Origin of the sequence: Mucilaginibacter sp. (assembly GCF_028287845.1) — a bacterium.
Classification (GTDB): Bacteria; Bacteroidota; Bacteroidia; order Sphingobacteriales; family Sphingobacteriaceae; genus Mucilaginibacter.
Genome location: NZ_JAQBOW010000028.1, coordinates 1 through 12,538 on the forward strand (window position 1 = coordinate 1; position 12,538 = coordinate 12,538).

Sequence of the window (12,538 nt, forward strand, 5' to 3'; positions counted from 1 at the left end):
ACGAATCTACAGCTTCCTGCAACATACGTTTTTCGTTACGTAAAATTACTTCCGGCGCTTTGATCTCGATCAAACGTTTTAAACGGTTGTTACGGATAATTACACGACGGTAAAGGTCATTTAAATCTGACGTTGCGAAACGGCCGCCTTCAAGAGGTACTAACGGGCGCAATTCTGGCGGGATAACCGGAACGATCTTAACGATCATCCACTCAGGGTTATTCTCGATACGTGTTTTTGCACCACGGAAAGCCTCAACAACCTGTAAGCGTTTTAGCGCCTCGTTTTTACGTTGTTGCGAAGTCTCGGTAGCTGCCTGATGGCGTAAGCTAAATGATAATTCGTCAAGGTCAATACGTTTTAATAATTCTTCCAAAGCTTCTGCACCCATTTTGGCTACAAATTTCTGCGGATCCTTATCATCAAGGTATTGATTTTCTTTTGGAAGGGTATCTAATATATCCAGGTATTCTTCTTCTGTAAGGAAGTCCATTTTCTGAATTCCGTCACTTTCTTTAATACCGGGCTGGATAACTACATATCTTTCATAATATATGATCAGATCTAGTCTTTTTGTAGGTAAGCCCAATAAGTAACCAATTTTATTTGGCAACGAACGGAAATACCAGATGTGAGCAACCGGAACCACCAAATTAATGTGTCCCATACGCTCACGACGTACTTTTTTCTCGGTTACTTCAACACCGCAACGATCACAAACTATACCCTTGTAACGGATACGTTTGTATTTACCGCAATGGCACTCATAATCTTTAACCGGACCAAAAATACGCTCGCAAAATAAACCATCACGCTCAGGCTTATAGGTCCTGTAGTTAATGGTTTCGGGTTTTAAAACTTCACCACTTGAGCGCTCCAAAATCGCCTCGGGCGAAGCTAAGCTGATGGTGATAGTAGTAAAATTACTTTTGATTTTATTATCCTTTTTGTAAGACATAGTCTCCTTTGTTTTAATTTTTGAATAATTGAATTATTGAATGATTGAATTCATTTTATTGAAGGGATTGAACTACTCAATAATTCAATCCCTCAATAATTCAATAATTATTCTAAAGTGATATCCAAACCTAAACCTCTTAATTCATGAACCAATACATTGAATGATTCCGGAACTGAAGGAGTTGGCAGATTTTCACCTTTAACAATAGCCTCGTAAGTTTTGGCACGGCCAACAACATCATCCGATTTAACGGTTAATATTTCCTGCAGGATGTTTGATGCGCCGAATGCTTCCAGTGCCCAAACCTCCATCTCACCAAAACGCTGACCACCAAACTGAGCTTTACCACCCAATGGCTGTTGTGTAATTAATGAGTATGGCCCTATAGAACGCGCATGCATCTTATCGTCAACCATGTGACCTAATTTCAGCATGTAGATAATACCTACGGTAGTTTGCTGATCAAAACGATCGCCGGTTAAGCCATTGTACAAGTAGGTACGGCCCGATTCAGGGATACCTGCTTTTTTAACCCACTCTTCCACTTCTTCATGGCTTGCACCATCAAATATTGGAGTAGCAAATTTAATGCCCAACTCTTTACCGGCCCAGCCTAATACAGTTTCATAGATCTGGCCAAGGTTCATACGTGATGGTACACCCAGTGGGTTCAACACAATATCAACCGGTGTGCCGTCTTCTAAGAAAGGCATGTCCTCGTCACGTACAATACGTGCAACAATACCTTTGTTACCGTGGCGGCCCGCCATTTTATCACCCACTTTAAGCTTACGCTTTTTAGCGATGTAAACTTTAGCCATTTGAACTATACCAGACGGAAGCTCATCACCTACACTGATAGCAAATTTATCGCGGCGGTAAGCACCCAGTTCTTCATTAACTTTAATGTTATAGTTATGAAGAAGAATTTTTATCTGGTCGTTCTTGTCATCATCAGTTGTCCATTTTGTTGGGTTGATGTTTTCAAAAGGCAACTCAGTTAAAATCTTTTGAGTGAATTTAACACCTTTAGGCACCAATAGCTCTTTGTAAACATTATTAACACCTTGTGATGTTTTGCCGTTAACTATCTCAAATAACTTCTCAATTAAAGTGTTTTTAAGATCTTTTACCGCTTTATCATGTTTAATATCAAGCTTCTCAATCTGTGCTTTTTCTTCTGCCTTAGTAGTTTTCTTAGCACGCGAGAATAATTTGGTATCAATTACAACACCCGCGATAGACGGCGGAGTTTTTAATGACGCGTCTTTAACATCACCTGCTTTATCACCAAATATGGCACGTAATAATTTTTCTTCCGGTGAAGGATCAGACTCACCTTTCGGCGTGATCTTACCTATAAGGATATCGCCTTCTTTAACTTCGGCACCAACACGGATAATACCGTCTTCGTCCAAATCTTTAGTAGCTTCTTCTGATACGTTAGGGATATCCGGTGTTAATTCTTCTTCACCACGTTTGGTATCACGTACTTCCAGTTCAAATTCTTCAACGTGAAGAGAAGTAAATATGTCCTGTGATACTACACGCTCTGATATTACTATCGCATCCTCAAAGTTATAACCTTGCCAAGGCATGAATGCCACTTTAAGGTTACGGCCAAGCGCTAGCTCGCCATTTTGAGTTGCATATCCTTCGCAAAGCACTTGTCCTTTTTCAACTCTTTCGCCTTTTTTAACAATTGGCTTTAAGTTAATGGTTGTGCTCTGGTTAGTTTTCTTAAACTTAGTTAAGATATAGCTTCTTGAATCACCGTCAAAAGAGATCAAACGATCCAGTTCATTACGGTCATACTTAATTCTAATCTCGTTTGCATCCACATACTCAACAATACCATCACCTTCGGCATTGATCAGCGTACGCGAATCTTTTGCTACACGGCCTTCTAATCCGGTACCAACAATTGGCGACTCAGGGCGCAATAAAGGCACTGCCTGGCGTTGCATGTTAGAACCCATCAGGGCACGGTTAGCATCATCATGCTCAAGGAACGGAATTAATGAAGCCGCTATTGAAGTGATTTGGTTTGGAGCAATGTCCATCAAATCCAGTTTCTCCGGATCAATGATCGGGAAGTCACCTTCAAAACGAGCTTTTACTTTAGGTAATGCAAATACACCCTTATCATCATAATGGGCATTTGCTTGGCCTATTGTTTTTCCGTCTTCATCTTCGGCAGATAGATAGATTACATCTTCCTGCACTTGTACCTTGCCATCAACCACACGTTTATATGGTGTTTCGATAAAGCCTAAATTATTGATCTTGGCATGTACGCAAAGTGATGATATCAAACCAATATTCGGCCCTTCCGGAGTTTCGATGGTACACAACCTACCGTAGTGGGTGTAATGCACGTCACGAACCTCGAAACCTGCACGCTCACGCGACAGACCACCGGGCCCTAAGGCTGACAGACGACGCTTGTGCGTAATCTCTGCCAGAGGATTGGTTTGATCCATGAACTGTGATAACTGGTTAGTTCCGAAGAACGAGTTGATCACAGATGATAAAGTACGCGCGTTAATCAGGTCGGTAGGTGTGAATACTTCGTTATCACGAATATTCATACGCTCACGGATGGTACGGGCCATACGTGCTAAACCAACACCAAATTGAGCATATAACTGCTCGCCCACGGTACGAACACGACGGTTTGACAAGTGATCAATATCATCCACCTCGGCTTTTGAGTTGATTAATTTGATCAGATATTTAACTATCGCGATGATATCTTGTTTGGTTAATACCTTAGTTTCTTCTGATGTGCTCAGCTTCAACTTACGGTTAATGCGGTACCTGCCCACATCACCAAGGTCATATCTCTTGTCAGAGAAGAACAAACGATCGATAATACCACGGGCAGTCTCCTCATCAGGTGGTTCGGCGTTACGTAATTGACGGTAGATATGCTCAACCGCTTCTTTCTCAGAGTTTGAAGTATCCTTTTGTAAGGTATTGTATATAATAGTGTAATCACCACTGGTTGCGGCATCTTCCTTGTTCAGAATGATGGTTTTAACACCGGCGTCAATGATCATATCAATATGGTCATCTTCCAGCACGGTTTCACGCTCAAGGATAATTTCGTTACGGTCAATAGAAACAACTTCGCCGGTATCTTCATCCACAAAGTCTTCAACCCATTTTTTAAGTACCCTTGCAGCAAGCTTACGGCCAATGAATTTCTTCAAGCCGGATTTGCTTACTTTAACTTCGTCTGCCAGTTCAAACAGCTCTAATATATCTTTATCAGAGTCATAACCAATAGCACGAAGCAAGGTAGTTACCGGGAATTTCTTTTTACGGTCGATATAAGCATACATCACATTGTTAACGTCAGTAGCAAACTCGATCCATGAACCCTTGAACGGGATAACACGTGCCGAATAAAGCTTGGTACCGTTAGTGTGGCGGCTTTGGCCAAAAAATACGCCCGGCGAACGGTGTAGTTGTGATACAATTACACGTTCTGCACCATTAATAACAAAAGTTCCTTTAGGTGTCATATAAGGGATAGTTCCCAAATACACATCCTGAACAATTGTTTCAAAATCTTCATGCTCTGCATCATTACATGATAAGCGAAGTTTTGCTTTAAGTGGTACGCTGTAAGTTAATCCGCGCTCAATACACTCGCGTATATCATAACGTGGCGGATCAATAAAATAGTCAAGAAACTCCAGGACGAAAATGTTTCTTGAATCTGATATCGGAAAGTTTTCGGCAAACACTTTAAACAAGCCCTCTTTGTGACGGTTGTCTGAAGTAGTTTCCAATTGAAAAAATTCCTGGAAAGATTGCAACTGCACATCCAGAAAATCGGGGTAATCAAGTACCTTTCTGCTGGTTGCAAAGTTTACTCTTTGATTATTTTTGTTTGCCAAGGTATTTTAAATTTAGTTTATTAATAAACTGATACTTGTTTGATTAAAGTTTTTCCTAAACTTCAAACAAAAATGGGAGTGTTATAAACAGCAATAGACCCCGACCAAAAATGGTCGGAGTCTGATGCTATGTGTATTGTGGTTAACTTATTTAACCTCAACTACTGCTCCGGCTTCTTCTAATTGAGCTTTAAGAGATTGAGCTTCTTCTTTAGTTACACCAGTTTTAACTTCTTTAGGTGCACCATCAACAAGATCTTTTGCTTCTTTCAAACCAAGACCGGTTAAGTCTTTTACTAATTTAACAACAGCTAATTTAGAGCCACCTGCTTCTTTCAGGATAACGTCAAATGCTGTTTGCTCAGCTGCAGCAGCAGGAGCGTCATCGCCACCACCAGCAGCAGGACCTGCAACAGCAACAGCTGCAGCAGCCGGCTCAATACCGTACTCGTCTTTTAAGATCTGAGCTAATTCGTTTACTTCTTTTACTGTCAAGTTTACTAACTGTTCAGCAAACGTTTTTAAATCCGCCATTTTATTTTAATTTTTACTTTAATGCTTTGTGTTTTAATTTCGAACTTTAAGGTGTCCGGATTAACCTCTTTCTTGTAATGTTTTAACAATTCCTGCCAACTTGTTTCCGCCTGATTGCAGTGCAGATACAACGTTTTTCGCTGGTGATTGCAATAATCCAATGATCTCGCCAATTAATTGTTCTTTCGATTTCAATTTGATTAATGTATCTAATTGATTATCGCCAACAAATATTGCCGAATCAATGTAAGCTGCTTTTAAAACCGGCTTGTCACCTTGTTTTCTTAACTTCTTGATCAGCTTTGCCGGAGCAGTTGCTGATTTTGAGAAAAGAATAGATGATGAACCTTTTAATACATCGTACATTGCTGTGTAATCACCACCGGCAGCTTCCATAGCTTTTTTAATCAAGCTGTTTTTAGCTACCTTCATCGTAATGTCGCTTTCGAAACATTGACGACGGATATTGTTGATTTTTGCAACCGTTAAATCTGAAGTATCAGTAATATAAAAATTACCAAATTCCTTCATTTGTTCAGAGAGGGCAAGAACAAGGTCGTGTTTTTCTTCTTTATTCATGATTAAATTCCCGCTACTGATTTTGTTTCTACTGTAATCCCCGGAGACATAGTTGAAGAGATATGAATACTCTTAAAGTATGTTCCTTTAGCTGATGATGGTTTTAATTTAGAGATAGTTTGCAATACTTCTAATGCATTCTCATAAATTTTATCAGCAGGGAAAGATGCCTTTCCTATTGAGGTATGGATAATACCGGTTTTATCAACCTTGAAGTCGATCTTACCACCTTTTACCTCAGTTACAGCTTTTCCAACATCTGGAGTTACTGTACCTGATTTAGGGTTAGGCATTAAGTTACGTGGTCCGAGTACACGACCCAAACGACCTACTTTAGCCATAACACTTGGCATGGTTATGATAATATCAACATCAGTCCATCCACCTTCAATCTTGGCGATATAATCATCCAAACCTACAAAATCTGCACCTGCATCTTTAGCTTCTTGTTCCTTATCAGGCGTACAAAGCACTAATACACGTACAGTTTTACCGGTTCCATGAGGCAATGTTGCAATACCACGTACCATTTGATTGGCTTTACGGGGGTCAACACCTAAACGCACATCTATATCAACTGATGAATCAAATTTGGCATTAGTTATATCTTTTACCAAAGATGTCGCATCTTGTAATGTATACGATTTATTAGCCTCAATTTTGGAGAGCGCCACTTTTTGATTTTTTGTTAATCTAGCCACTGTCTTAAACTGATTTGTATAAATTTAATTAATTCCAGGGTGCCGTACCTGATACGGTTATCCCCATACTGCGGGCAGTACCTGCTACCATTTTCATGGCTGATTCTACTGTAAACGCGTTTAAATCAGTCATTTTATCTTTAGCTATAGTCTCAACCTGATCCCAGTTTACACTGGCAACTTTCTTACGGTTGGGCTCGGCCGAACCACCTTTTAAACCTGTTGCGTCCATTAACTGGATAGCTACAGGGGGAGTTTTAATGATAAAATCGAAAGATTTGTCAACATAAACAGTGATAACCACAGGTAACACTTTACCAGGTTTATCCTGGGTACGTGCGTTGAACTGTTTGCAAAACTCCATTATGTTCACCCCTTTTGCACCTAATGCAGGCCCTATTGGAGGTGATGGATTTGCAGCACCGCCCTTCACTTGCAGCTTAACCATTGCACCGACTTCTTTTGCCATTTTGTTTATTATTTAATTATTCAATGTTATAAAGTGGAAGCTAAGTAACATTTGTTTAGTCTGGTATTAAGTAGTTAGTATCAAGTATCTAGACTTTTTACTTTTCTTCTTGTTAACCATTATCTTCAATATCAAATTAATCAGTATCTCTTCCTTGATACTTGCTACTAAATACTTGATACTATTACTCTTTCTCTACCTGCATGTAATTCAATTCGAGCGGCGTACGGCGGCCAAATATCTTTACCATTACTTTTAGTTTCTTTTTCTCTTCGTTAACCTCTTCAATAACCCCGCTAAATCCGTTGAAAGGGCCATCCATTACTTTAACGTTTTCGCCTACGTAATATGGAACGTTCATGGTTTCGCCCTGCGCGCTCATTTCATCAACCTTACCTAAAATACGGTTAACTTCTGCCTGGCGCAATGGGATAGCATTACCTTGTTTATCGCCAAGGAAACCTATTACACTGTTCACATTTTTTATAATGTGCTCCAACTCACCATCCAAAACGGCTTCCATCAATACATATCCCGGAAAGTAATTGCGCTCTTTAGCTATTTTCTTTCCGTCGCGCATTTGGTAGTATTTTTCAGTAGGTATCAATACCTGCGGTACCAAATGAGTAATACCCAAACGGGCAATTTCGGCATCTACGTATTGTTTAACCTTCTTTTCTTTACCACTTATGGCGCGTACTACATACCATTTTAACTGATCACTCATCCTATATAATGTATTAAGCCAGTGAACTATAAAACTTATTAAGCAGGTAACCGATGATCTGGTCCATACCAAATATTAGCATAGCTATAATTATTGCTGCTACTAATACCAAAACCGCGCTGTTTTGCAATTCTCTCCAGGTTGGCCAGGTTACTTTCTGGGTCAACTCTATGTAAGACTCTTTAATATATTCAGATACGTTAGCCATTCTTAATTTTGCTATAAGCACGGGAACAAGGATTCGAACCCTGATCAAAGGTTTTGGAGACCTCTATTCTACCGTTGAACTATTCCCGTGTGCCCCTTTGTTCCCGAAGGAACTTTATAATATTGATAAAGTACCCTGGCAAAAAGCCGGGGTACTTTACAACAAATTAACCGTTATACTACCCTTAAAAAGGGTATGAAATTATTTTAAAATTTCAGTTACCTGGCCGGCACCTACTGTTCTGCCACCTTCACGGATAGCGAAACGTAAGCCTTTTTCCATAGCGATAGCGTTGATCAACTTTACAGTGATGGTAACGTTATCACCTGGCATAACCATTTCTACGCCTTCGGCTAAGGTGATTTCACCTGTAACGTCTGTTGTACGGAAATAGAATTGCGGACGGTATTTATTAAAGAATGGTGTGTGACGACCACCTTCTGCTTTTGATAATACGTAAACTTCTGCTTTGAAATCAGTGTGTGGAGTTACTGAACCTGGTTTGCAAATAACCATACCACGACGGATATCAGTTTTTTCAATACCACGTAACAATAAACCTACGTTATCACCAGCTTCGCCACGGTCAAGGATCTTGCGGAACATCTCAACACCTGTTACGGTTGATTTTAAGTTCTCTGCACCCATACCTAAGATGTCTACTTGTTCGCCTGAGTTAATTACACCACGCTCGATACGGCCGGTTGCAACAGTACCACGACCAGTGATCGAGAATACGTCTTCAACAGGCATCAAGAATGGAAGCTCAGTTAAACGTGGAGGAATAGGGATGTTAGCATCAACAGCATCCATCAATTCCATAATTTTTCCAACCCATTTTGGATCGCCGTTAAGACCACCAAGAGCCGAACCCTGGATTACAGGGATATCATCACCCGGATATTCGTAGAATGATAATAATTCACGAATTTCCATTTCAACAAGTTCCAATAATTCCGGATCGTCAACCATGTCAACTTTATTCATAAACACAACCAATGAAGGCACACCTACCTGGCGGGCTAAAAGGATGTGCTCGCGAGTTTGAGGCATCGGGCCGTCAGTAGCAGCAACAACGATGATAGCACCGTCCATTTGAGCAGCACCTGTAACCATGTTTTTCACATAATCAGCGTGACCAGGACAGTCAACGTGAGCATAGTGACGGTTAGCAGTTGAGTACTCAACGTGAGCTGTGTTAATAGTGATACCACGTTCTTTCTCTTCAGGAGCTGAGTCGATTGAATCGAATGAACGAGCTTCTGAAAAACCCGCGTCAGATAACACTTTGGTGATAGCTGCGGTAAGGGTTGTTTTGCCGTGGTCAACGTGACCGATTGTACCGATGTTTAAATGCGGTTTACTGCGGTCAAACTTTTCTTTTGCCATGATTTATTATTGTTTGTAGGTTAATTTATTTTCTTAATTGTTGTTATATTATATACGCTTTATACGTTGAGCCAACAATGGGATTTGAACCCATGACCTCTTCCTTACCAAGGAAGTGCTCTACCCCTGAGCTACGTCGGCTAATTTTTAGCTCATTGGTTTACTCGTTCAGTAGTTCATTGGTGCTTGTTCGCTTAGTTACTAATGAACAAATGAACTAACTAACCATTAAACCAAACCGAGCGGAAGACGAGGTTCGAACTCGCGACCTATAGCTTGGAAGGCTATCGCTCTACCAACTGAGCTACTTCCGCTTTTTTATTTCAATGAGTGATTGAGTGAATTAGCGAATGATTGAGTGAACATTTTTCAATATCTACCTTTCCATTCACTCATTCACTCAATTATTCCCTCACTCATTACCCAGTGGGGGGAGAAGGATTCGAACCTTCGTAGCCGAAGCAGCGGATTTACAGTCCGCCCCATTTGACCGCTCTGGTATCCCCCCAATTTGTTGATTTACGATTTTTGATTTCAGATTTACGAATGACAAGCAATCGTAAATCGTAAATCTCCAATCTTAAATCCTCATAGATGATTTACAATTTTATGAATCCGTATTTACGATTGACAGGCAATCTAAAATCGTAATTCTAAAATTTAAAATCCTCTGAGCCTCCTATCGGGATCGAACCAATGACCTACTGATTACAAGTCAGTCGCTCTACCAGCTGAGCTAAGGAGGCTTAATATATACCTATATATGCTGCTGATGATACAGATCGTTCAAGAACTAACCGCAAAAAATTCGCCGGCTATTTATAAGGTTTATTATTTTTTATTTTAAAGAACCACCCTCTTTAGTCAAGAAGCGCGTTACACACCTCTCCGAAAGGGATTGCAAATTTACAAAATTTTAACGCTGTACAAAATTTTTTATCAAAAAAAAGATGATGACTTTTTGAGGGGGGATTTTGGGTAGGTTTTGGGGTTGATTTACAGCGATAAAAGGTGTTTCTTATAGTTCGTTTAAGAACTCACTTGGCCCCGAAGCTTTATTTTACCTTCTTTATATAGCTTGACCTCTTTGGCTGATTTTTTTAGGCGGTTAATCCAAACCGAAAGCATCCGGCACGGTTTTAATGGCTTTTTTGTTTTCGATATTTACAGTAAGCATTGTCATTATTACAAAAATATAATATTATTAAAACAACAAAAACTCTTTAAATAACAATCGGCGGACTTTTTGCCCGCCGATTATTGAAAAATAATATGTTTTTTTATACTTAAATCTCCTCTTCGGTTGATGCCATTACGGCCTTTTTAACCTCTTGAGCGGCAATCTCCTTTCGCTTTTTGTGCTTACCTATTTGCTTGCGTAAACTCTCTATGGCGAGGTCTGTGGCCTCTTCAAAAGTTTTACATTGTTCTTTTGCAAAAATTTGGTTACCCGGTAACTGCAGTTTTAACTCTGCTATTTTGTTAGCTTCGTCTTCAACATTCTCCAGCTTTAAATAAACTTCGCCATTTATAATGTTATCATAAAAGGTATCCAGCTTATCGGCTTTCTTCTGTATAAATTCTAATAATCCCTTGTCTGCAGTAAAATGAATTGATTGCACTGTAATATTCATGATTCCTCCTTTTTATGCCTTTGGATGGGCTAGTTTGTAAATAGACTTTAATCGTTCAACGGAATTATGCGTATAAATTTGGGTAGCGCTAAGGTTGGCATGACCCAGTAATTCTTTTATCGCATTTAAATCGGCGCCGGCGTTTAGCAGGCTGGTTGCAAAGGTGTGCCTCAACACGTGGGGGCTCTTTTTATTTTGGGTTGATATATGGGATAGATATTTATGCACTATTATATATATAAGCTTGGGGTATGCATTTGCCCCTTTATCTGTAACGATCAATGTTAATGAATTGTTATTAAAATTTTCACTTTTCTTTAACTCGCTGTATTTCAATAGCAATAAACGCAACTCGTGGTTCAGGGGTATTATACGCTCTTTATTACGTTTGCCTAAAACCTTTACCGTGCCCTCGTAAGTATTGATGTCGCTCTCCTTTATTCCCAATAATTCGGCAAGGCGCATGCCGGTGCCAAAAAGCATTTCTATTATTAATTTATCACGCACGCCAGCAAAGTCGTTGCTAAAAACATCGCCGCTATCCAGCATTTGGGTAAGTCGCGCATCCTCTACCACAACTGGTAAATGTTTGGGAATTTTTGGTGTGTTAATTTTTGATGCCGGGTTTACCATCAACACTCCCTCCTGCACTAAAAATTTAAAGTATTTGCGCAACGTAGCAATTTTACGGTTGATAGAACGCGCGGTAAGCTGCTGGTTCATGAGCTCAACCATCCAGTTGCGTATTTGGTAATGGGTAATGTCTTTCGGGTGAGTTACTGTTTCTTCGGGATGATTAAGAAAACCTATAAACTGGTCAAGGTCTGACCGGTAGGCACTTACAGTATGCGGAGAGTACCGTTTTTCGAATTTAATATATTGTATAAACCGATCTAAAAACATAAAAACTACCTGTACATCCGACTAATGAATATACAAATAGTTTTTTATATGATGTTAAAAAAACTGAAAATTCTTTTTACAGAATTAAACAGTAGTTTCCAAGTTCATGTTCTGCTTGTAGATGGCGTGTTTTATCTCGTGACGACGGGTTATCGATTTCTTCTCGAATGCCTGGCGACTACGTAGTTCGCGTAGAACTCCGGTTTTTTCAAATTTCTTCTTAAAGCGTTTTAACGCCTTGTCTAATGATTCGCCTTCTTTAATGTTGATAATGATCATATTTTCCTACATACCTCCTTTCAGGGAAGGCAAAGGTACACACAATGTTTTGATTTTCAAACAGGTTTTTTGTTTTGAATAAAAGTGTGCTCCGTATTCCTCTGAAGTAAGACCTTTATCCTTCACGTTTTTCAAATCAGCAGTGCGGCGAAATAATAAAAATCCAAATAATTCGTATAAATAAAGTCAAACACCCCATCATTTTTTCGAATTGCAAATTTGTGTAATCTATTTATATTTAACCCG

At 39.6% G+C, this 12,538-nt stretch carries 11 protein-coding genes, 5 tRNA genes and 1 pseudogene; all 17 read right to left on the reverse strand.

What is annotated here, in order from left to right; translation table 11 throughout:
* Window positions 1-958 (reverse strand): annotated as a pseudogene (locus JWP71_RS02455) (DNA-directed RNA polymerase subunit beta'); the annotation flags it as partial.
* A 107-nt stretch (window positions 959-1,065) separates the two neighbouring features.
* Window positions 1,066-4,869, reverse strand: coding sequence for a DNA-directed RNA polymerase subunit beta (gene rpoB, locus JWP71_RS02460; protein WP_299496721.1), 3,804 nt, complete (start codon window positions 4,867-4,869; stop codon window positions 1,066-1,068).
* A gap of 147 nt (window positions 4,870-5,016) precedes the next feature.
* Entirely contained in the window at window positions 5,017-5,403 is a 387-nt protein-coding gene (gene rplL / locus JWP71_RS02465) for a 50S ribosomal protein L7/L12 (RefSeq protein WP_299496723.1), read from the reverse strand.
* A gap of 60 nt (window positions 5,404-5,463) precedes the next feature.
* Window positions 5,464-5,982: a 50S ribosomal protein L10 gene (rplJ, locus tag JWP71_RS02470; protein ID WP_299496725.1), complete on the reverse strand. Its 519-nt coding sequence runs from the start codon at window positions 5,980-5,982 to the stop codon at window positions 5,464-5,466.
* Between the two features lie 2 nt (window positions 5,983-5,984).
* Complete coding sequence (gene rplA, locus JWP71_RS02475; RefSeq protein ID WP_299496727.1) at window positions 5,985-6,683, reverse strand: 50S ribosomal protein L1; 699 nt, start codon at window positions 6,681-6,683, stop codon at window positions 5,985-5,987.
* 28 nt (window positions 6,684-6,711) lie between these two features.
* Window positions 6,712-7,152, reverse strand: coding sequence for a 50S ribosomal protein L11 (rplK, locus tag JWP71_RS02480; RefSeq protein ID WP_299496730.1), 441 nt, complete (start codon window positions 7,150-7,152; stop codon window positions 6,712-6,714).
* 184 nt (window positions 7,153-7,336) lie between these two features.
* Window positions 7,337-7,879 (reverse strand): transcription termination/antitermination protein NusG, encoded by a 543-nt coding sequence (nusG, locus tag JWP71_RS02485; protein ID WP_214071512.1) that lies wholly within the window; start codon window positions 7,877-7,879, stop codon window positions 7,337-7,339.
* Window positions 7,880-7,892: 13 nt separating this feature from the next.
* A complete protein-coding gene (gene secE, locus JWP71_RS02490) occupies window positions 7,893-8,087 on the reverse strand; it encodes a preprotein translocase subunit SecE (protein ID WP_299496733.1) in 195 nt (64 codons plus the stop codon).
* 18 nt (window positions 8,088-8,105) lie between these two features.
* Window positions 8,106-8,176: transfer RNA gene (locus JWP71_RS02495), tRNA-Trp, on the reverse strand.
* A 112-nt stretch (window positions 8,177-8,288) separates the two neighbouring features.
* A complete protein-coding gene (gene tuf, locus JWP71_RS02500; RefSeq protein WP_299496735.1) occupies window positions 8,289-9,476 on the reverse strand; it encodes an elongation factor Tu in 1,188 nt (395 codons plus the stop codon).
* Between the two features lie 69 nt (window positions 9,477-9,545).
* A tRNA-Thr gene (locus JWP71_RS02505) sits at window positions 9,546-9,617 on the reverse strand.
* A gap of 100 nt (window positions 9,618-9,717) precedes the next feature.
* A tRNA-Gly gene (locus tag JWP71_RS02510) sits at window positions 9,718-9,790 on the reverse strand.
* Window positions 9,791-9,903: 113 nt separating this feature from the next.
* Window positions 9,904-9,984, reverse strand: a tRNA-Tyr gene (locus JWP71_RS02515).
* A 165-nt stretch (window positions 9,985-10,149) separates the two neighbouring features.
* Window positions 10,150-10,222, reverse strand: a tRNA-Thr gene (locus tag JWP71_RS02520).
* A gap of 540 nt (window positions 10,223-10,762) precedes the next feature.
* On the reverse strand, window positions 10,763-11,110 hold the full coding sequence (raiA, locus tag JWP71_RS02525; RefSeq protein WP_299496737.1) for a ribosome-associated translation inhibitor RaiA: 348 nt from the start codon (window positions 11,108-11,110) through the stop codon (window positions 10,763-10,765).
* Between the two features lie 12 nt (window positions 11,111-11,122).
* The gene (locus JWP71_RS02530; protein WP_299496739.1) at window positions 11,123-12,013 is read right to left on the reverse strand and encodes a tyrosine-type recombinase/integrase; all 891 of its coding nucleotides are present in this window, start codon (window positions 12,011-12,013) and stop codon (window positions 11,123-11,125) included.
* A gap of 84 nt (window positions 12,014-12,097) precedes the next feature.
* A complete protein-coding gene (rpsU, locus tag JWP71_RS02535; RefSeq protein WP_299496741.1) occupies window positions 12,098-12,292 on the reverse strand; it encodes a 30S ribosomal protein S21 in 195 nt (64 codons plus the stop codon).
* Window positions 12,293-12,538: the final 246 nt, after the last annotated feature.